Genomic DNA, 19,711 nt, shown 5'->3' with positions numbered 1-19,711 from the left:
CCCGGATGCAAGCACGGGAAAGTTCCGGTTTACAGCCACAGCGCTGTTGTGCTGGAATCGGCAGCCAGAATATCTACTGGGCAGAATAACGCTATAATGATGCAATCCCTTCAGTTTTCCCGCCAGGTGCTTGACTGGTATGACAAATATGGCCGCAAGACCCTGCCCTGGCAGCAGGAAAAAACGCCCTATAAGGTATGGCTCTCTGAAGTGATGCTTCAGCAGACCCAGGTCGCCACGGTGATCCCCTACTTCCAGCGCTTTATGGCGCGCTTCCCCACGGTGACGGATTTAGCCAACGCGCCCCTGGATGAAGTATTGCATTTATGGACCGGCCTGGGCTACTACGCCCGGGCGCGAAATCTGCATAAAGCTGCCCGGCAGGTGGTCGATTTGCACCACGGGGAGTTTCCCCGGAGCTTTGAAGAGGTAGCAGCACTTCCCGGGGTGGGCAGATCCACTGCGGGGGCCATTTTATCACTCTCTCTTGGTCAGCATTTTCCGATTCTTGACGGCAACGTTAAGCGGGTACTGGCGCGCTGCTATGCGGTGGCGGGCTGGCCGGGGAAGAAAGAGGTTGAAAACCGGCTCTGGCAACTCAGTGAGTCCGTCACCCCTGCGGCGGGCGTGGAGCGCTTTAACCAGGCCATGATGGATCTGGGGGCCATGGTGTGCACCCGCTCACGTCCCAAATGCGAGCTGTGCCCGCTGAAAAACGACTGTGAAGCCCAGGCCGCCGGTAGCCAGGCGCTCTACCCGGGCAAAAAGCCCAGGCAAACGCTCCCGGAGCGCACCGGGTATTTTCTGCTGCTCCAGCAGGGGGATGAGGTCTTTTTACAACCGCGCCCGCCGGTGGGGCTGTGGGGCGGGCTGTATTGCTTTCCCCAGTTTGACGATGAAGCCGCCCTGCGTGCATGGCTGGCGCAACGCGGTATTTCAGCAGATAATCTGTGTCAGCTAACCGCTTTCCGTCACACTTTCAGCCATTTCCATCTGGATATTGTGCCAATGTGGCTGGGAGTGTCATCCCTTCACGGATGCATGGATGAGGGGGGTGCTCTTTGGTATAACTTAGCCCAGCCGCCATCCGTGGGGTTAGCTGCGCCCGTTGAACGCCTGTTGCAGCAATTACGTGCAGGCATAGCCGGGGATTGCGGCGTTCCGGTAACGAGAGAGGAGTAATCATGAGCCGAACCATTTTTTGCACCTACCTGCAGCACGACGCTGAAGGCCAGGATTTTCAGCTGTACCCGGGGGAACTGGGCAAGCGTATCTATAATGAGATCTCCAAAGAGGCGTGGAAGCTGTGGCAGGCGAAACAGACCATGCTGATTAATGAGAAAAAGCTCAATATGATGAATCCGGAACATCGCAAATTGCTGGAGCAGGAGATGGTCAACTTCCTGTTTGAGGGCAAGGATGTTCATATTGAAGGTTTTACGCCACCAGAGAAGTGATCGCAGATATCCTTCCGGTAACAACAACAAAAGCTGGTGACCCCATCAGCTGACTGAAGGGCTACGGCCCTTTTGTTGAACAGAAACACACGCCTGAACATGAAAAAACTTTTAGCGCTGGCTCTGGTGGCACCGTTGTTGATCTCGTGTTCCAGTAACAAAAAGAACGCCGAGACCTACAATGAAGCCTGGGTAAAGGACACCAACGGTTTTGATATTCTGATGGGGCAATTTGCCAACAATATCGAAAATCTGTGGGGGTTTGACGAGGTATTAATCGCGGGTCCGAAAGACTACGTAAAATATACGGACAAATATCAGACACGCAGCCACATCAACTTTGATGAAGGGACCATAACGGTTGAGACCATGGCCGGTACGGATCCTACCGGACATTTGCGCCAGGCGATTATCACCACCCTGCTGATGGGGGATAACCCCGGCTCGATTGACCTCTACTCAGATGTCAACGACGTGCTGATTTCACGCCAGCCGTTCCTGTATGGTCAGGTGGTTGATAACACCGGGCAGCCCATTCGCTGGGAAGGCCGGGCCGCTAAATTCGCCGACTATTTACTGCAAACCCGGCTGAAAAGCCGCAGTAACGGCCTGCGCATTATCTACAGTGTGACCATAAACCTGGTGCCTAACCACCTGGACAAACGCGCCCATAAATATATCGGCATGGTGCGCGAGGCCGCGCGCAAATATGGTATTGATGAATCGCTGATCCTCGCCATTATGCAGACCGAATCGAGCTTTAACCCCTATGCGGTCAGCCATGCGGATGCCCTGGGGCTAATGCAGGTGGTCCAGCACAGCGCCGGTAAAGATGTGTTCCGCTCTCAGGGCAAATGGGGAACCCCGAGCCGCAGCTATCTGTTCGATCCTAAAAGCAATATCGATACCGGCACCGCCTACCTGGCCATGCTCAACGATGTCTACCTGTCCGGCATTGATAACCCCACCTCCCGTCGCTACGCCGTTATTACCGCCTATAACGGCGGTGCCGGTAGCGTGCTGCGGGTCTTTTCGGGGGACCGGGTTAAAGCGGTTAATATCATCAACACCATGACCCCGGACGATGTCTACCAGACCCTGACCACCCGCCACCCTTCGGCAGAGTCGCGCCGTTACCTGTACAAGGTTAATACTGCCCAGGGCGCCTACCGCCGGATAAAATAACCGGCCGTAAAAACGGGCCCTCTGTTATAAGAGGGCCCGGCGAAAAGGCGCTAAGACCGGCCAGAACAGATCAGAGCGTGCGGTATTACCCGCACGCCTGACAGTGCGGCTTATCCGCTACGAGGGTTCAACACCACAAGCCATAATGGCCGCAATTTCCCGGGAACCCATGGTTACGCGAATTTCACATAGCCTGGGGTGGATAATTAAGGTGAGCAGTAACAGCGTTAAACACACTATCAACAGACACCATACTGCGGAATTTTGCGACAATTTCATGGCCGGTATCTCCTTGCCTCGCGGCAGGTAAGCGGCTACTCTGATGTTCTTGGGCATAGAGTAGGCCTCGTGGATTAATGAAAATTAACTACGGGGCTTTATTCTTTCTGCCTTACCACATTCTGTACCGCACTGCGTTATTACCGCATTACTGCAACAGCCACGCCAGAGACTCCGCATAAGGCAGACAGCCTTAAGCGCCGCGGGCATAATAACCCTGCGCCTGTATTTAAAAAATATGATAAATAGCGCCACGCTTAACAATTTATCAATATGCAGTTATTTCCCGAAAAATAAAAACGGGCTCTCCTGTTACGGAGAGCCCGGTCGAAAGGCGCCAGGGCTGGCCGGAGCACATCAGCAGGTGTGCGGCATTATCCGCACGCCTGGCTGTGCGGCTTACCCGCTACGAGGTGCCGGATCCACAGGCCATAATTGCCGCGATTTCCCGGTCGCCCTGGATTATGCGAACCTCACATAACTGCGGGCGGATAATTAAGGTGAGCAGTAACAGCGTTAAACACACTATCAACAGACACCACACTGCGGAATATTGCGATAATTTCATGGCCGGTATCTCCTTGCCTCGCGGCAGATAAGCGGCTACTCTGATGTTGTTTGGCATAGAGTAGGCCTCGTGGATTAATGAAAATTAACTACGGGGCTTTATTCTTTCTGCCTTACCACATTCTGTACTTCACCGCTTATTACCGTTTTACTGCAACCGGCTATATCAGAGACTCCGCATAAGGCAGTCAGCCTTAAGCGCCACGGGTATAATAACCCTGCACCTGTATTTAAAAAATATGATGAATAGCACTATCCACAACGTTATATCAACAGCACCGCTTCAGATAAAAATAAAGAGAATACTATCCACAATGTAAATAATAAAAATTCAATTATTCTCCCACGGCTGCCAGCACCCAGGCCACAGATAATAAATCAGCGCTGCCTCCGGGGCTCAGATGGCGGGCGGTCATCTCCCGATCCATCACCACCAGATCCTGGCGCTGCCAGCCATGGCGTAACAAACTGCTGGCATAACGCTGCACATAGTCCAGCCCTTCAGCCCCCCCCCTGGAGATCAGATTACTGTCCGGATTTACAGCCATCAGCCGTAGTAATGCATTGTGCAGGCGACGCTCCCCCTGCTCCTGATACCACCAGGGCAAGACATAACGGCGTACCGTGGCAAAACCACTTTCGGCCTCGCCCCGGGCACCAGTCAGCCCGGCGCTCTGATACTGCCGCTGGCCCGCAGTCATACTGCACTGACCACCAGTCTGATTGCCTGAAGGTCCGCCCGCCAGTTCACGCCGCACCAGACCATCACAGATCTGGCTGACCTCTTCGCACAATGTCCCGGTCGTTACCGGCTGTTGCCGTCCGTGCAACCGCCCGGCAGCACAGCACAGCAGGCCAAGAGAGAATATACCGCCTTTATGGGTGTTCACCCCCCCGGTGGCCTCAAACATCGCCTGTTCACAGGCAAGCCCAGCCGGGCGTAACAAGGCCAGAACCTGGCTGGCAGGTAAGCAGGCATGTTGATAACCACAGTGTTCAAACACCCGCAGCCAGGGAGCAACCGCCCGGATACTGCGGATAAATGTCATATAGTTCATATCCCGGTGGGCTCCGCTGTTAACACGGTCCACCAGCCCGGGTTTAGGTGTGAGCTCCAGCTCCTGGCAGAGCGCCTGCTCTGCCAGGGTTACCACATCCACCGCAGCGGGTTTAGTCGCGGGCAAACCAGTCATCAATAATCCCCTCAACGCGGGACACCACCTGCTCCAGCGGATGTCGCCGGGAGCGGGCACAGGCATGGGCCGGTTCATTACACAGCAGGCAGTGGCGCATATCCTCCCCCAGAGACTGGCGCCCTACTGGCCCCAGCTCAGGGCAGATAACGTCCAGATCCCAGATCCTTCCCAGAGGATGCAGCTGCTCAAGTTCACTGCAACGGTTTTTAAGATCCCGGGCCGGATGCGCCACGCACCACATTGCCTCCGGCCCGGTGGGTAGCCACAACACCTGGCGATCCAGCACCTTCCAGCCCTGACGCCAGAACAGCTGATCACAGGACTGCAGGGCAACCCCCATCGTATTCCGGTAGCGAATGCTGTTTTTTACCGGGCCGGGAGTCACCAGGGTTAATGAAACCACCGGTTGCTGATAGTGCCCCAGCCAGTCAGTCTGGCGTGCCGCGCGGCGTTCTTTTGCCGCCAGCAGCGCGTCCAGAGTGACCCCCGCCTGTTCGGGCGTCGTTACTGTCATTACATTATTCCTTCACCTGATAAACAACGTCGATCACGCTGCCATCGCGGTAGCGGATCACGCCGACGATTTTATCGGTAAATTCGATAGCTTTGGGAGCCCCGGTTAAGGAAATCGCCCTTTCCCAGAGCATTTCAATATCCATCACCGGTAATCCGGCATTTTCCAGGCGCTCGCGAATTTCCGGCCGCGCCGGATTAACCGCAATACCGTGGTCCGTGACCAGCACGTCAATACAACTCCCCGGCGTCACGCAAGTTGTTACCCGTCGCACAACCGTCGGAATACGACTGCGCAACAGCGGGGCCACAACAATAGTCAGGTTCGCCGCCGCCGCCACATCACAATGACCACCGGAAGCACCGCGCATCACCCCGTCCGACCCGGTAATCACGTTAACGTTAAAGTCCGTATCAATTTCCAGCGCACTGAGGATCACCACATCCAGTTGATCACAGCAGGCTGCTTTGCTGCCCGGATTAGCGTAAACATTAGTGGAGATTTCCACATGCTGCGGGTTACGGGCCAGAGATCCGGCCGCCTGGCTGTCAAAACACTGGGTATCCAGCAAGGTGGCGATCAGCCCCTGCTCATGCAGATCCACCAGGCTGCCAGTGATCCCCCCGAGGGCAAAACGCGCGTGGATCCCGTCGCGGGCCATCTTCTGGCCAAGAAAACGAGTGCAGGCGGTAGATGCCGCCCCGGAGCCAGTCTGCATGGAAAAGCCTTCGGTGAAATATCCGGAGTGTTCAATCACATCTGCCGCGTTGCGGGCGATCATCAGTTCCCGTGGGTTACTGGTGACCCGTGCCGCCCCAACGCTGATTTTCGCCGGGTCGCCGACCTGCGCCACGGGCACAATATAGTCCACCTGATCCTGCACAATACTGGCAGGCATATTGGGGAACGGCACCAGCGATTCCGTGAGCAGGACCACATTGTGGGCGTAACGGGCATCCACCATGGCATAGCCCAGAGAGCCGCAGCAGGAAGCACCGTGGGTGCCATTCGCATTACCGAACTCATCACTGCACGGCACCCCAAGAAACGCCACATCAATATTCAGTTCCCCGTCCTGGATGAGCTTCACCCGGCCCCCGTGAGAGTGGATCTGCACCGGTTCATCCATCAGCCCGTGGGAAATCGCCTCTGCCAGTTTGCCGCGCATTCCGGAGGTATAAATACGGCGGATAACCCCATTTCGAATATGCTCAATCAGTGCGTCATTGCAGGTCATTAGCGAGCTGGACGCCAGAGTCAGATCCCGGAAACCCATGCGCGCCAGGGTGGCAACCACCTGATTAATCACCTGATCCCCTTCCCGGAAGGCGTGATGAAAAGAGATAGTCATTCCGTTTTTCAGGCCGCTGCGCTCAACCGCCTGTTCCAGAGAAGCACACAACTTACGTTGAGATTTGGCGGCAGGATCCGCCAGCCAGGGGGTCGCGGCCAGTGCATCTTCAAACGGAGCCAGATGCCCCAGGGCCGGATACTGAATATGGAGAGGTTCTGTCTGATTCATGGTTCTGTCCTTAGCGCCGTACACCGGAAGCCGCCGCGCGCTCAATCACCACCCGCGCATGGTTAATAATCGGCCCGTCAATCATTTTGCCATTGAGGGATACCACCCCCAGACCGTTGCGTTCGCCTTCTTCGGCTGCCTCGATAACCCGCCGGGCGTGGTCCACCTCCTGCCGGGTAGGAGCATACGCGTTATGCAGCAGATCTATCTGGCGGGGATTGATCAGCGATTTGCCGTTAAATCCCATCTTACGGATCAATTCAACCTCACGCAGGAATCCGGCTTCGTCGTTAATATCCGACCAGACCACATCAAAAGCGTCGATCCCGGCAGCCCGCGCCGCATGAAGCACCGCGCAGCGGGCATAGAACAGTTCGGTGCCATCACCGCGCTCCGTCTGCATATCCATCACATAATCGAACGCCGCCAGCGCAATGCCAATCAGCCGCGGGGAGCTGCGGGCAATCGCCACAGCGTTAATCACCCCGACAGCAGATTCAATGGCTGCCATCAGCCGGGTAGAGCCCACCGGGCGGCCACAGGCCCGCTCGATGCGTTCAAGGTGGCTCTCCAGTAAATGAATATCTTCCGGAGTATCGGTTTTCGGCAGGCGCACCACGTCAACCCCAGCCCGGACTACCGCTTCCAGATCCGCCAGCCCGAACGGCGTATTCAGTGGGTTAATTCGCACTACGGTTTCAATATCCCGATACATGGGGTGCCGGAGCGCATGAAAAACCAGCATTCTGGCGCTGTCCTTTTCCCGCAGGGAGACGGCATCTTCCAGATCAAACATGATCGCGTCCGGGCGGTAGATAAACGCCGTGGAGAGCATGGCAGCGTTAGCGCCAGGTAAAAACAGCATACTGCGGCGTAGAGTACTCATTGTATAACCCCCCAGTCCGGCTGCTGGCCAGAGGCACGCAGCAGCGCAGTTTGCAGACGGGCGCGGATCACACAGTCCAGTGCGCCTTTGTCCTCAATAATAATTAACCCCTGGGTTACCCCCATCGTGCTGAGGGTTTCCAGTACAACCTGGCGGATCTGATCACCAAACTGCTTGATCACCTCACTGTGAATGACCACATCCAGCTCCCCGTCTGCCGGGGAAATCTTCACCATCAGGTCACTGGACTCCATGGTCCCGGCCAGCGCCTGGTTAATAATCTTCATAATGTTGTCCTGGTATTAAGCAACCGCCACCTGTGCCCCGTAGCGGGCAATCAGGTGGTCGTAAGTGGTAACCGGTACAATCTCGCGGGCCCGCAATAACTGGCCGGTCGCTAACAAGTGGCGTACCCGGGAGGCCGAAACAGCACTACCGGAAGCCTTGATCCGCGGGATCTCCTGCACTGCGATTTTCCCGGTCAGCAACCGGTGCAGTGTCTGGTTATAGTCCCGGGTCACATCACAAAACGGTTCAGATCCAATAAACCGCCGGGTGATCCCCAGCGCCGGGGCGATGGCATCCCGGAACAGGATCACATCGATCTCACTCCAGGCGTGCTGCACTCTGGCGCTGTCTTTCAGAAAGTAAGCCGGGAATGTCCCCCGTGAAATAATGTAACGGGAGCCTTCATGAACAGTGACATTGGGCAGATGGCTGACCCCGGCGCGCACCATTGCCAGCCGTTCCGGGTACGGAAAGAAGGACGCATCCTCACGCACCACAAACAGATGCAGCCAGTCACACTGGCTGGCAGCCAGCTCAGCCAGATGGCGGTGCCCGAGCGTAAACGGGTTGGCGTTCATCACAATGACACCGATCTCCGTGCCAGGCTGGCGCAGGCGCTGGAGGCTACGGCAGTAGTGCGCCAGGCCTGTGGGGGTGTTCTCCAGCAGCACCGCATCGTCACCACTGCTGGCCAGTGGCCAGAACCCACTACAGGTAAAGCGCCCCTGGCAGGCTGGCCGGGTGCAGAGAAATAAATGAAAGTGCCCCTGCTCCAGGGCAACGTTTTCGACCTCGGCCAGCAGCCTGGCACTGAGATTTTCCCCGCGCAGTGCCTGATCCACTGCCACACACTTGATAACGTTACCGGCCAGGCCCGCACACCCCACCAGACGGTTACCGCACCAGGCCTCCACAAAACTGGCAATATCGCTATCCATATCCAGCCCGTTATCAGCCAGAAGATAGCGAATGGCCATCAGCCGTTCTGGCTGGCTCACCACCCTGGTGAGCCGGAAATCAATTGCCCTGGTTCCCTGCATAATATTCGTCCGCTGGTCTTAGTGGATAGCCGCCGCCCGGGCCGGAGCCTCAACAATCAGGTTACTCAGGTGGCCAATCTGCTCGATCTCTACCTCGATCCGGTCACCGGCTTTCATAAACAGCGGTGGATTGCGTTTTTTACCCACACCGCCAGGCGAACCGGTAATAATCACATCCCCCGGGCTCAGGCGGGTAAAGGTGCTGATGTACTCAATCAGTTCAGCAACCTTATGGATCATGCTGGCTGTATTGTCTTCCTGGACCATACGCCCGTTCAGCCAGGTGCGAATCGCCAGACGGTGGGGATCCGGGATCTCGTCCCGGGTAGTCATCCACGGGCCAAATGCCCCGGTGCTGGGCCAGTTTTTACCAGCGGTAAACCAGCTGTGTTGCCAGTCCCTGGCAGAGCCATCCATATAGCAGCTGTACCCGGCCACATGGGCCAGCGCCTGTTCGCGGGAAATATTTTCTCCCCCCAGGCCGATGATCACCGCCAGTTCACCTTCATAGTCAAATTCACTGGAGCAGCGCGGCTTCACCACCGGGCAATTGTGCCCGGTCTGGGAGTCCGCAAAGCGCACGAACAGCGTGGGGGCCGGGTTATGCTGATCAAACTCTTTACGCTTCTCTGCGTAGTTCATACCCACACAAAGGATCTTTTCCGGGTGCTCGATCACCGGCAGAAAATCCACTTCCCCGAGAGTCAGATCACAAGGATCATTGCTGAACCTGGCGGCCATACTGATCGCGTCTGCTGCCAGCAACGCTTTCAGATCCGGGTAACGGCCACCGAGCCTGCGGCCCAGATCGATAACGCCCTGGCGGGTGACCATGCCGTAGCTGCGCTGGCCCTGGTACATAAAACTTGCGAGTTTCATAACGGTTCCTGAAATCATACGGTTAAGAAAGGAAATTGCTCAGCACCAGTAGCGAGACAGAGACGTTGATCGCCCCGCCAATACGGGTTGCTATCTGGGCAAAAGGCATCAGCTCCATCCGGTTACCGGCGGTAAGGATGGCCACATCACCAGTGCCGCCCTGGCCACTCTGGCAGCAGGAAACAATGGCAACATCAATGGGATACATACCTATCTTTTTCCCCACCAGAAAGCCCGTGCCAACCAGTGCCGCAACCGTGCTGATAATCACCAGCAGGTTGGTCAGCGTGAAAGCATTCACCAGCTCATTCCATGGGGTGATCGCCACCCCAACCGCGAACAGGATCGGGTAGGTCACGGATGTCTGGAAGAATTTATAAACCACCTGCGAGCCTTCAAGGATACGCGGAGATACGCCATTAAACAGTTTGACCAGCACCGCCATAAACAGCATGCCAACCGGTGCCGGCAGGCCCGTCAGTTTGTGACCCAGCATCCCTATCATATACAGCAGCACTGCCAACAGCGCGCCACTGGCAATGGTGCTTACATCCACCTTGCCGGAGAACGCCGCAGCCTGGGGGGCGGAAGACGCAGCATTAGCACGGTCCGGCATCAGTTGGCCTTCCCCGGTCAGATGCGGGTAGCGTTTACCCAGTTGATTCAGGCAGCCGGAGATAACGATCGCCGTCAGGCTACCCAGCATCACCATTGGCAAAACCCGGCCCAGCGCAACACCCTGATCGATATGCAGAATAGTGGCATAGCCGATAGAGAGCGGGATTGCCCCTTCTCCTACGCCACCGGCCATGATCGGCAGAATAATAAAGAAAAAAATCTGGAAAGGTTCAAGGCCCAGGGCCATACCGACCCCCATACCCACCAACATTCCGGCAATTTCACCGCACAGCATCGGGAAGAAAATCCGCAGGAACCCCTGGATCAGGGTAGCCCGGTTCATACTCATAATGCTGCCGACAATAATGCAGCAGATATACAGGTACAAAATGTTGGTGGATTTGTAGAATTTTGTTGTCGACTCGACAACCACATCCGGCAACAACCCGTAATAGACAAGTGCAGAAGGAATAAAAGTGGCGCAGATTGCCGCCGCCCCGAGTTTACCGATGATCGGCAGACGTTTACCGAACTCACCGCAGGCAAAACCAAAAAAGGCCAGCGTGGCAACCATCACAACAATATCACTGGGGAGCTTTCCACCCAGGCAATCAATCGCAATCAGCGCGCCGGCCAGTAAAAATAGCGGCAGTGGAATAATCCCCACTTTCCAGCTGTCCATAATGTGCCACCAGCGCTCTTTAAGCGATGGTTTTGGTATTTCCAGTATATCCTGTGGTACAGAGAAAGAATCGCCAGTTGTACTCATGATAATACCCTCTTAATTATTTGGCTGTTGTAGCGTAGAGGGCCAATGGCTCATAGTATGTGAGGGAATGCATATTAAAACCGAAGTTTTAATGGCACCTATGGTTTTTATGGTTTCTTTTATTTATTGTGAGGTGCGACCTATTTTTACGTGTAGTTTTTATGGTTTTAATTATTAAGTCACGCTCTCTCCTGATGATCACTAATATCAATTATCGCCATAAACGTTGCGCTGTGTAAGGGATCACAAGTTTTGCACCGGATACAGTATCCGCAAACAAAGAATGATAGATTAAACAACCAACTGATAATGCCTGTAGCAGCTATGAAAGTATCTTTTCAGATAAAATTATTTATTTCGCTGGTGGCTTTCTTTTCCATCCTGTTTGCAGCACTGGGTGGCTATTATTATTTTGACGTTGGCCGCCAGCTTTATCAGGAAATGAGCATCCGGGCCAGAATACAGGCGGAAGAAATTGCCCTGATACCCGATGTCCGTAAAGAGGTCGCGCAAAAAGATATTCCTGATCTGGCCCGGCTGATGAATAAATTCGCCCGCCACAGTGACGCCAGCTTTATTGTTGTTGGTGATAATCAGGCGCTGCACCTGTACCACTCCGTATATCCGGATCGGGTGGGTTCCCGCCTGGTTGGCGGGGATAACCAGGCCGTGCTCGCTGGCCAGAGCACCACAACCATCCGCAAAGGCGGGCTGGGAATTTCACTACGCCACAAAGCGCCCATTTTTGACGATGCGGGGCAAGTGGTGGGGATTGTCTCTGTCGGTTACCTGACCAGTTATCTGGATAACATCACCGTCAGCAAAATGATCAATATTCTGGTGGCCGCCATGTTATTGCTGGTGGCGCTGTTTGTCTTCTCATGGTTTTTCACCCGCAGTATTAAACGCCAGATATTCTCCCTTGAGCCTCGGGAGATCGGCTTGCTGGTACGCCAGCAAAAAGCCCTGATGGAGTCTATCTATGAAGGGGTGATCGCCATTGATAACAACCAGCGCATTGAGGTGATCAACCAGGCTGCCCGGCATCTGCTAGGGCTGGAGCAACCCTCCGGGGCGCTACGCGGTCAGCATATTAATGAAGTTATCCTCCCCCAGCCCTTTTTTGATCCCGGCGCAATGCTACAGGCCGATACACACGACGAACTGTGCCGCTTCAACCAGTTAACCGTGCTCGCCAGCCGGGTACGGATCATGCTGGAAGATCAGCTACAGGGCTGGGTAATAACCTTCCGGGACCGTAATGAAATTGACGCCCTGAGCGCCCAGCTCAGCCAGGTAAAACGCTATATGGATAACCTGCGCATTATGCGCCACGAACAGCTTAACCGGATGACGACCCTCTCCGGCTTGCTGCATATGAAGCGCTATGACGACGCCATCCGCTATATTGAATCCCAGTCGGAACATGCTCAGGAATTGCTGGATTTCTTATCCGCCCGCTTTGCCTCCCCGACCCTGTGCGGGTTATTACTGGGTAAAGCCGCCCGCGCCCGGGAAAAAGGGGTAGAAATCAGTTTTGATCCCGGCTGCCGGATGGAAGGAGAGCTGGAAACCCTGGGTGAGCAGGAGATTATCTCCATCATCGGTAATCTGCTGGATAACGCCATTGAAGCCACCCAGCAGGCCGGGCAGCCGCATCTGCCGGTGGAGATACTGATCCTGCAAAATGATCGGGAACTGATAATCGAAGTAGCCGATCGCGGTATCGGGATCGCACCGGAAATTCGCGATCGGATCTTTGAACGCGGAATCACCACAAAATCCCGGGGCGATCACGGTATCGGCCTGTACCTGATAGCCAGCTATGTTACCCAGGCCGGGGGCAGCATCGAAGTGAATGACAATGCTCCCCAGGGCACGGTATTTTCACTGTTTATCCCGGTCCATTCTAATGCCCGGCAGCAGCAGGAGGCAGACAATGAAAAATGAAATGATCAGTGTCGTTATCGTGGAAGACGAAAATGAACTGGCCCGGCTCCATGCGGAACTGGTCAGCAGGCACCCGCGCCTGCAACTGGCGGGAATGGCCTCTTCGCTGGCTGATGCCCGGGCATTGCTGGCCAGCACCCGCCCCCAGTTAGTGTTGCTCGATAACTACCTGCCGGATGGTAAAGGCATTACCCTGATTGGCGACCCGCTGCTCACTCAGCATCACTGCAGCGCTATTTTTATCACTGCTGCCAGCGATATGGACACCTGTAGCCAGGCCATCCGCAATGGTGCTTTTGACTATATCCTCAAGCCAGTTTCCTGGAAGCGGCTCAGTCAGTCTCTGGAGCGCTTCACGCAATTTTTCGATCAGCAACGCACCTGGAAAATTGTCGACCAGCAAAACGTAGACAATCTGTATCAGCTGCAGGCCCGGGGCTATCGCCCGGAAGGTGCCGGGAAAGGTATTGAAGAAAAAACGCTACTGCGGGTACAGGCGCTGTTTGGTGAACCGCTGGCGGAAGGGTTCTCTGTGGATGAGGTTGTCACGGAAACCGGGTTAAGCAAAACCACCGCCCGCCGCTATCTGGAGCACTGTGTGGAGGTAGGCTTTCTGCAAGTGGATATGCTGTACGGGAAAATAGGCCACCCGCGCCGCCTGTACCGGCGGGCGGATGGCTGAATCACTCTAGCCAGGCAGCATATACCCGTACAGACGGGTGCGCCCGTCAGCCCCGGTCTCGCTGTAGACCCCCTGCAATTCAGGGGAGAAGCCCGGTAACAGGTTGATGCCCTCCTCCAGCGCCAGGAAGTAACGCAATGCGGCACCGTCCCAGACCTCACCGGGCACCACACACAACACCCCCGGGGGATAAGGCAATGCCCCTTCTGCGGCGATCCTGCCCCGGGCCTCGCTCAGGCGCACCAGCTCCGCCTCACCGCGAATATAGCGGATATGCGCCTGCTGCGCGCTTTGCGCCACTGCCGGTAACCCGCTCTGGCGGAACATGGCTTTTTGCAGCGCTTTAATATCACAGCGCACATACAGCGCGTGCATCTCCTGGCAAAGACGGCGCAGGGTGTAGCCCTGGTAACGCAGGGGATGCTGGCTCACCACCGAGGGGAGCACCTCCGCCAGCGGTGTATCCTGCTCAATATGCTGCTCAAAACGCACCAGTAGCGCTACCAGGTGGGCCATTTTCTCCGGGCTTTCGGCCGGGGTGAGCAAAAACAGGATCGAGTTAAGATCGGCTTTTTCCGGGATCACGCCGTTCTCACGCAGGTAGTGCGCCAGAATAGCCGCCGGTACGCCAAATTCGGTGTACTGGCCGGTTTGCGCATCGATCCCCGGGGTGGTCAGCAGTAATTTGCAGGGATCCACCAGGTATTCATCTTTTTCATACCCCTCAAAGCCGTGCCAGTTATCCGCCGGATCGAAGCTGAAAAAGCGCCGATCCCCGGCTACCTGCCGGGTCGGATAGTCCTGCCAGGGTCTGCCTTCCACCCGGGGCGGCACAAACGGGCGCAGCAGGCGGCAGTGCGCAAAAATCGCCTTACGTGCCTCGATCCCCAGCGCCACACACTCCTGCCACAGGCGCCGCCCACCCTCCCCGTCATGAATGCGGGCGTTAATATCCAGCGCGGCAAACAGCGGATAGAACGGGCTGGTCGAGGCGTGCAGCATAAAGGCATTGTTGAGCCGTTTATGGAGGCAGAACCTCGCCTGGCCGCGGATGTGGTTATCTTTTTTATGGATTTGCGAGGTTTGCGAGAACCCGGCCTGCTGTTTATGCACCGACTGGGTCACAAAGATCCCCGGATCCTCGGGTTTAAGATCCAGCAATAGCGGCGAGCAGTCAGCCATCAGCGGAATAAACTGCTCATACCCGACCCAGGCCGAGTCAAACAGGATGTAGTCGCACAGGTGGCCGATGGTATCCACCACCTGGCGGGCGCTATAAACGGTGCCATCGTATGTGCCCAGCTGGATCACCGCCAGGCGAAACGGGCGCGGCTGCGCGGCCCGCTCCGGGGCCACGCTGGCAATCTGCCGGCGCAGGTAGTCTTCGTTAAAACAGTGGGCATCGATCCCGCCAATAAAGCCGAACGGGTTGCGGGCCGTTTCCAGGTATACCGGGGTTGCCCCGGCCTGGATCAGGGCGCCGTGGTGGTTGGATTTATGGTTGTTGCGATCGAACAATACCAGGTCACCCGGTGTCAGTAAGGCGTTAGTCACCACTTTGTTCGCCGCGGAGGTGCCATTCAGCACGAAGTAGGTTTTATCGGCATTGAAGACCCGGGCGGCATTTTTCTGCGCCTGTTTCGCAGAGCCTTCATGGATAAGCAAATCCCCCAGCCGGACATCGGCATTGCACATGTCCGCCCGGAAGAGGTTCTCGCCAAAAAACTCAAAAAACTGGCGGCCCGCCGGATGTTTTTTAAAGAACGCACCGTGCTGGTGGCCCGGACAGGCGAAGGTGCTGTTGCCCATGGCGACATATTTACTGAGGGTGCTGAAAAACGGCGGCAGCAGCCGGGCTTCGTAATCACTGGCGGCGGCCTCAAGGCGTGCCGCGTCCTGTTCCGTGTCGCTAAGGGCGGCCAGTACACCTTCCGGCAGCGTATTTGCCTGGTCGGTAAACAGGAATACCGGTAAATCAAACCCGCTGCGGGCAAGCAGCGCCAGGATAGCCCCCCGGGCATCTGCCGGTGTCAGCACCACGGCAGCCACATCGGTAAAATCCGTATCATCAAGGGCCACCACAGTGCGCGATGTCACTAAGCGGGTGAGCAAGTCGCTGCTGGCGGCAATGTTTAACGCGTTCATATGCACAAAATCCCCGTGCTACAGGGTACGTGCCACAGGCACTGATAATGGGAGGGCTTCCCCCCGGCGAAGGTGTCTGTCAGGTGTGACTGGAAACCAGCTGCGCCCGCCAGGCATCAGTAAAAACAGAATATAGCTGCTGGTTTTACTGTTGCCCTGCAGTGAGCCTCAGGCCGCCTCACCGCATAACACAGCGCAGGGGCAATATGTGGGGGAACGGCAGCACGGGGTGTGCCGTCTGGCAAATGATGGAGTTAACGCCTGGCATCACAGCTGTCCCGTCCGCAGTAGGTTGCATGGAAGAAATTTTGCGCAATCATGGCAGTTTTCTGACCAGGGCGCAAGGCGGCCAGGCGGGCAGCCCCCTGCCCTGCGGCCAGTTATGGCGTAATTTTCTCCAGATTGCTGATATAGTGCGCGGTCGTCACGGATAGTAATAAATTCCGTTGACGCGCCGGAGCGAATCGGGTTTAATGCGCCCCGTTGCCCGGATAGCTCAGTCGGTAGAGCAGGGGATTGAAAATCCCCGTGTCCTTGGTTCGATTCCGAGTCCGGGCACCAAATTCATATCAACGGACCTCCACGGAGGTCCGTTTTTGCTTTGTAGGCCCCGCTAAAACCACCCTTTCACCATCCCTTTACTCAACCAGAATCAACCCAATTCTCCCCGCATCAACACCCTTGCGAGGGTACATATAGGGGTATAGTCTGGTTCGATAATTTATATACCCTCAAATCACTCAGGAACCCAGCTATGGCACTGACTGACGCTAAAATCCGGGCAGCAAAGCCGGAGGCTAAACCCTATAAAATTTCCGACACCGGGAACATGTTTTTGCTTGTACATCCCAATGGCTCGCGGTACTGGAGACTCCGTTATCGCCACCTCGGGAAAGAGAAAACACTCGCACTCGGGGTCTATCCTGAAGTCTCCCTTTCCGAAGCACGCAACAAACGGGACAATGCCAGAAAACTGATTGCTGAAGGCATTGATCCCTGTGAGCAAAAACGGGCGAAAAGGGCTGTTCCTGAAGCTGCGGAGACTTTCGAAACCGTCGCTATCCAGTGGCTTAACAGCAAAAAGAAAGACCAGGAATCTCACCGCAACCGCATACTCCGTAGCCTTGAAATGCATGTATTCCCGTTTATTGGTTTACGGGATATCACCACGTTAAAGACCCCTGATTTACTCGTACTGTAGTGGTTTACTGAATTTGGCCACCTGAACAGAGGTGATATGCTCATCTCAGAACAATACAGGTGTCCCAATGAAAAAAAGAAATTTCAGCGCAGAGTTTAAACGCGAATCCGCTCAACTGGTTCTTGATCAGAACTACACCGTTGCAGCTGCGGCCAGTGCTATGGATGTGGGGCTTTCTACCATGACGCGATGGGTAAAGCAGTTGCGGGATGAAAGACAGGGCAAAACACCTAAAGCCTCCCCTATAACCCCGGAACAGATTGAAATACGTGAGCTAAAGAAAAAGCTACAACGCATGGAAATGGAAAACGACATATTAAAAAAGGCTACCGCGCTCTTGATGTCAGACTCCCTGAACAGTTCTCGTTAATCGGGAAACTCAGAGCGCAGTATCCTGTGGCCACACTCTGCCACGTGTTCGGGGTTCATCGCAGCAGCTACAAATACTGGGTGAAAAACCCCGAAAAGCCAGACGGCAAGCGGGCTGTATTACGTAGTCAGGTTCTGGAGCTGCATAACATCAGTCATGGCTCTGCTGGTGCAAGAAGTATCGCCATTATGGCAACCCTGAGAGGCTTCAGAATGGGACGCTGGCTTGCCGGCAGGCTCATGAAAGAACTGGGGCTGGTGAGTTGTCAGCAACCCACCCACCGGTATAAACGTGGTGGTCATGAACACATCGCTATCCCAAATCACCTTAAGCGACAGTTCGCAGTGACAGAGCCTAATCAGGTGTGGTGCGGCGATGTGACGTATATCTGGACAGGCAGCCGCTGGGCTTACCTCGCCGTTGTTCTCGATTTGTTCGCCAGGAAACCGGTAGGCTGGGCAATGTCATTCTCACCGGACAGCAGGTTAACCATCAAAGCACTGGAAATGGCGTGGGAAACCCGAGGTAAACCAGCGGGAGTGATGTTCCACAGTGACCAGGGTAGCCACTACACAAGCAGGCAGTTCCGGCAGTTATTGTGGCGTTACCGGATCAGGCAAAGTATGAGTCGACGCGGAAACTGTTGGGATACTCATTCTAATATACTTTCAAATACCGGATCGGACTGACCCGTGCTGGGATTGGCCCAGATGCCTTTGTGTTGACCTGTCGTCCGATTCAGGTATTTCCCGGGCATAGCCGGGCCCAGCGTTTGTGACCTGATAGGAGCTTTGTGCTGCATCCCGAGTGTCCTGTCCGGCGATGGGGATGGTTGTGCTACCAATATCTGGGGGCAAACCATGCAAAATGACTGTCAATCTCCTGAAAGCGTGATCCTGGGTGTCGATACACACCTTGATGTTCATGTCGGTGCTGTTATCAGTCAGGCAGGTAAACTGCTTGGCACCCGTATTATTCAAACAAATCAAACGGGCTATCTTGAACTACTTGATTGGGCTCGCTCTTTTGGGATCCTCGAACGAGCTGGCATTGAGGGAACCGGGACGTATGGCGCTGCGTTAACACGTTTTCTCATTAAGAATAGTATTTATGTTGTTGAAGTTAACCGGCCAGATCGCTCAAAACGCCGCCTTGAAGGGAAGTCAGATCCTCTGGATGCAGAGAATGCAGCCCGGACAGTACTTTCAGGGAGCAGCAAGGCCATACCAAAAATGCAGTCCGGCGCGTGTGAAGCTCTCCGGATTATCAGTGTTGCCCGACGCAGTGCAGTAAAAGCCCGCACGCAGGCGATTAATCAGCTTCGTGCGCTGCTGGTGAGTGCCCCTCAGGATGTTCGCGACAAACTCTGGAAATCGAAACCACACGAATGCGTAACCGCCTGCATTAACAGCGAGGTGTCAGAGTACTCCCCCTTACGGATAGCCCTGTGTAGCACGCTTCGAAGTCTTGCTAAACGATGGATAGTCCTGACTGAAGAGCTGAATGAACTGGACGAATCTCTGGATAAACTGACCCGCAAATATGCCAGTAATCTTCGTAGCCAGTTTGGGGTAGGCCCACAGACGGCTGCGACGCTGCTGGCCGTTGCAGGTGATAACCCCGAACGTTTAAAAAATGAAGCGGCTCTGGCTTCGCTCTGTGGTGTAAATCCGTTACCAGCATCATCAGGAAAAACTGTCAGGCACAGATTAAACCGCGGAGGCTCACGTGAAGCTAACAACGCCCTGTGGACAATAGCCCTTGTGCGTATGCGTAGTGATCCGCGCACAAAAATCTATGTAAACAGACGAACGGGTGAAGGGTTGTCGACCAAAGAGATCCTGAGATGCCTGAAACGCTACATCGTCCGTGAACTCTATCCATTGATTTTATCGGACCTCGCCTATGCCAATCGCCCGCTCTTGACATAGGAGCGTCAATAGCCCGATGGAACGCTTCTTCAGAAGTCTGAAAAACGAGTGGGTGCCAGTGACAGGCTATATAAACTTTAGCGAAGCAGCTCATGCGATCACAGACTATATCGTCGGGTATTACAGCTCGCTAAGGCCGCATGACTATAACGGTGGGTTACCCCCAAACGAATCGGAAAACCGATACTGGAAAAACTCTAAACCCGTGGCCAGTTTTAGTTGACCACTACAA

Annotated in this window: 19 protein-coding genes, 1 tRNA gene and 3 pseudogenes; 10 read left to right on the top strand and 13 right to left on the bottom strand. The window is 55.2% G+C overall.

The window, feature by feature from the left end; translation table 11 throughout:
• The first annotated feature begins 99 nt into the window (after positions 1 to 99).
• From mutY to mltC, 3 genes are all read left to right on the top strand, one after another.
• A complete protein-coding gene (gene mutY / locus EBL_RS03165; RefSeq protein ID WP_002444917.1) occupies positions 100 to 1,182 on the top strand; it encodes an A/G-specific adenine glycosylase in 1,083 nt (360 codons plus the stop codon).
• A gap of 2 nt (positions 1,183 to 1,184) precedes the next feature.
• Positions 1,185 to 1,457, top strand: a complete 273-nt coding sequence (locus tag EBL_RS03160; protein ID WP_002444915.1) for an oxidative damage protection protein — start codon at positions 1,185 to 1,187, stop codon at positions 1,455 to 1,457.
• Between the two features lie 99 nt (positions 1,458 to 1,556).
• Positions 1,557 to 2,642 (top strand): membrane-bound lytic murein transglycosylase MltC, encoded by a 1,086-nt coding sequence (mltC, locus tag EBL_RS03155; RefSeq protein ID WP_002444912.1) that lies wholly within the window; start codon positions 1,557 to 1,559, stop codon positions 2,640 to 2,642.
• Positions 2,643 to 2,759: 117 nt separating this feature from the next.
• Here the strand turns inward: mltC and EBL_RS19625 are convergent, their stop codons facing one another.
• The 12 genes from EBL_RS19625 to EBL_RS03115 all read right to left on the bottom strand — a co-directional run bounded on the left by EBL_RS19625 (position 2,760) and on the right by EBL_RS03115 (position 11,200).
• Positions 2,760 to 2,888, bottom strand: a complete 129-nt coding sequence (locus EBL_RS19625; RefSeq protein WP_373278508.1) for a Hok/Gef family protein — start codon at positions 2,886 to 2,888, stop codon at positions 2,760 to 2,762.
• Positions 2,827 to 3,000 carry a DUF5431 family protein gene (locus EBL_RS20910; RefSeq protein ID WP_306307619.1) on the bottom strand — a complete coding sequence of 58 codons (174 nt, stop codon included), beginning with the start codon at positions 2,998 to 3,000 and terminating at the stop codon, positions 2,827 to 2,829. The genes EBL_RS19625 and EBL_RS20910 overlap by 62 nt, the downstream gene beginning before the upstream one ends.
• A 327-nt stretch (positions 3,001 to 3,327) precedes the next feature.
• Entirely contained in the window at positions 3,328 to 3,456 is a 129-nt protein-coding gene (locus tag EBL_RS19620; protein ID WP_373278507.1) for a Hok/Gef family protein, read from the bottom strand.
• Positions 3,395 to 3,568 (bottom strand): DUF5431 family protein, encoded by a 174-nt coding sequence (locus EBL_RS20905; RefSeq protein ID WP_306307617.1) that lies wholly within the window; start codon positions 3,566 to 3,568, stop codon positions 3,395 to 3,397. Before EBL_RS20905 ends, EBL_RS19620 begins: the two co-directional genes overlap by 62 nt.
• Positions 3,569 to 3,823: 255 nt before the next feature.
• A complete protein-coding gene (gene citG / locus EBL_RS03150) occupies positions 3,824 to 4,681 on the bottom strand; it encodes a triphosphoribosyl-dephospho-CoA synthase CitG (RefSeq protein WP_002444907.1) in 858 nt (285 codons plus the stop codon).
• Positions 4,659 to 5,198, bottom strand: coding sequence for a citrate lyase holo-[acyl-carrier protein] synthase (gene citX, locus EBL_RS03145; protein WP_002444905.1), 540 nt, complete (start codon positions 5,196 to 5,198; stop codon positions 4,659 to 4,661). Before citX ends, citG begins: the two co-directional genes overlap by 23 nt.
• Before the next feature lie 4 nt (positions 5,199 to 5,202).
• Entirely contained in the window at positions 5,203 to 6,720 is a 1,518-nt protein-coding gene (gene citF / locus EBL_RS03140) for a citrate lyase subunit alpha (protein WP_002444904.1), read from the bottom strand.
• A 10-nt stretch (positions 6,721 to 6,730) separates the two neighbouring features.
• On the bottom strand, positions 6,731 to 7,606 hold the full coding sequence (gene citE / locus EBL_RS03135) for a citrate (pro-3S)-lyase subunit beta (RefSeq protein WP_002444902.1): 876 nt from the start codon (positions 7,604 to 7,606) through the stop codon (positions 6,731 to 6,733).
• Positions 7,603 to 7,893, bottom strand: a complete 291-nt coding sequence (gene citD / locus EBL_RS03130; protein WP_002444900.1) for a citrate lyase acyl carrier protein — start codon at positions 7,891 to 7,893, stop codon at positions 7,603 to 7,605. The genes citE and citD overlap by 4 nt, the downstream gene beginning before the upstream one ends.
• 15 nt (positions 7,894 to 7,908) lie before the next feature.
• Entirely contained in the window at positions 7,909 to 8,934 is a 1,026-nt protein-coding gene (gene citC / locus EBL_RS03125) for a [citrate (pro-3S)-lyase] ligase (protein WP_002444899.1), read from the bottom strand.
• A gap of 18 nt (positions 8,935 to 8,952) precedes the next feature.
• Positions 8,953 to 9,813 (bottom strand): fumarylacetoacetate hydrolase family protein, encoded by an 861-nt coding sequence (locus EBL_RS03120; protein WP_002444897.1) that lies wholly within the window; start codon positions 9,811 to 9,813, stop codon positions 8,953 to 8,955.
• 22 nt (positions 9,814 to 9,835) lie between these two features.
• The gene (locus EBL_RS03115; RefSeq protein WP_002444895.1) at positions 9,836 to 11,200 is read right to left on the bottom strand and encodes a 2-hydroxycarboxylate transporter family protein; all 1,365 of its coding nucleotides are present in this window, start codon (positions 11,198 to 11,200) and stop codon (positions 9,836 to 9,838) included.
• Positions 11,201 to 11,524: 324 nt separating this feature from the next.
• Between EBL_RS03115 and EBL_RS03110 the strand changes: the two genes are divergently transcribed.
• Positions 11,525 to 13,150: an ATP-binding protein gene (locus tag EBL_RS03110; protein ID WP_002444894.1), complete on the top strand. Its 1,626-nt coding sequence runs from the start codon at positions 11,525 to 11,527 to the stop codon at positions 13,148 to 13,150.
• Positions 13,140 to 13,832: a response regulator gene (locus EBL_RS03105; RefSeq protein WP_002444892.1), complete on the top strand. Its 693-nt coding sequence runs from the start codon at positions 13,140 to 13,142 to the stop codon at positions 13,830 to 13,832. The genes EBL_RS03110 and EBL_RS03105 overlap by 11 nt, the downstream gene beginning before the upstream one ends.
• Before the next feature lie 6 nt (positions 13,833 to 13,838).
• Here EBL_RS03105 and EBL_RS03100 read toward each other — a convergent pair whose 3' ends face one another.
• Positions 13,839 to 15,977, bottom strand: coding sequence for an ornithine decarboxylase (locus EBL_RS03100; protein ID WP_002444891.1), 2,139 nt, complete (start codon positions 15,975 to 15,977; stop codon positions 13,839 to 13,841).
• Between the two features lie 485 nt (positions 15,978 to 16,462).
• Between EBL_RS03100 and EBL_RS03095 the strand changes: the two genes are divergently transcribed.
• From EBL_RS03095 to EBL_RS19615, 5 genes and pseudogenes are all read left to right on the top strand, one after another.
• Positions 16,463 to 16,538: transfer RNA gene (locus EBL_RS03095), tRNA-Phe, on the top strand.
• Positions 16,539 to 16,731: 193 nt separating this feature from the next.
• Positions 16,732 to 17,172, top strand: a pseudogene (locus tag EBL_RS03090) (tyrosine-type recombinase/integrase); the annotation flags it as partial.
• Positions 17,173 to 17,245: 73 nt separating this feature from the next.
• Positions 17,246 to 18,198, top strand: a pseudogene (locus EBL_RS03080) (IS3 family transposase); the annotation flags it as partial.
• A 210-nt stretch (positions 18,199 to 18,408) separates the two neighbouring features.
• Positions 18,409 to 19,479, top strand: coding sequence for an IS110 family RNA-guided transposase (locus EBL_RS03075; RefSeq protein WP_002445664.1), 1,071 nt, complete (start codon positions 18,409 to 18,411; stop codon positions 19,477 to 19,479).
• Between the two features lie 7 nt (positions 19,480 to 19,486).
• Positions 19,487 to 19,702, top strand: a pseudogene (locus tag EBL_RS19615) (integrase core domain-containing protein); the annotation flags it as partial.
• Between the last annotated feature and the right edge of the window lie 9 nt (positions 19,703 to 19,711).

Source organism: Shimwellia blattae DSM 4481 = NBRC 105725, from assembly GCF_000262305.1.
GTDB lineage: Bacteria > Pseudomonadota > Gammaproteobacteria > Enterobacterales > Enterobacteriaceae > Shimwellia > Shimwellia blattae.
This window is presented reverse-complemented; position numbering and strand designations above follow the sequence as displayed.

Excerpts from the sequence above, each read along its gene's own strand:
- mutY (WP_002444917.1), top strand. The coding sequence starts at position 100 with ATGCAATCCCTTCAGTTTTCCCGCCAGGTGCTTGACTGGTATGACAAA.
- EBL_RS03160 (WP_002444915.1), top strand. The coding sequence starts at position 1,185 with ATGAGCCGAACCATTTTTTGCACCTACCTGCAGCACGACGCTGAAGGC.
- mltC (WP_002444912.1), top strand. The coding sequence starts at position 1,557 with ATGAAAAAACTTTTAGCGCTGGCTCTGGTGGCACCGTTGTTGATCTCG.
- citG (WP_002444907.1), bottom strand. The coding sequence starts at position 4,681 with ATGACTGGTTTGCCCGCGACTAAACCCGCTGCGGTGGATGTGGTAACC.
- citX (WP_002444905.1), bottom strand. The coding sequence starts at position 5,198 with ATGACAGTAACGACGCCCGAACAGGCGGGGGTCACTCTGGACGCGCTG.
- citF (WP_002444904.1), bottom strand. The coding sequence starts at position 6,720 with ATGAATCAGACAGAACCTCTCCATATTCAGTATCCGGCCCTGGGGCAT.
- citE (WP_002444902.1), bottom strand. The coding sequence starts at position 7,606 with ATGAGTACTCTACGCCGCAGTATGCTGTTTTTACCTGGCGCTAACGCT.
- citD (WP_002444900.1), bottom strand. The coding sequence starts at position 7,893 with ATGAAGATTATTAACCAGGCGCTGGCCGGGACCATGGAGTCCAGTGAC.
- citC (WP_002444899.1), bottom strand. The coding sequence starts at position 8,934 with ATGCAGGGAACCAGGGCAATTGATTTCCGGCTCACCAGGGTGGTGAGC.
- EBL_RS03120 (WP_002444897.1), bottom strand. The coding sequence starts at position 9,813 with ATGAAACTCGCAAGTTTTATGTACCAGGGCCAGCGCAGCTACGGCATG.
- EBL_RS03115 (WP_002444895.1), bottom strand. The coding sequence starts at position 11,200 with ATGAGTACAACTGGCGATTCTTTCTCTGTACCACAGGATATACTGGAA.
- EBL_RS03110 (WP_002444894.1), top strand. The coding sequence starts at position 11,525 with ATGAAAGTATCTTTTCAGATAAAATTATTTATTTCGCTGGTGGCTTTC.
- EBL_RS03105 (WP_002444892.1), top strand. The coding sequence starts at position 13,140 with ATGAAAAATGAAATGATCAGTGTCGTTATCGTGGAAGACGAAAATGAA.
- EBL_RS03100 (WP_002444891.1), bottom strand. The coding sequence starts at position 15,977 with ATGAACGCGTTAAACATTGCCGCCAGCAGCGACTTGCTCACCCGCTTA.
- EBL_RS03075 (WP_002445664.1), top strand. The coding sequence starts at position 18,409 with ATGCAAAATGACTGTCAATCTCCTGAAAGCGTGATCCTGGGTGTCGAT.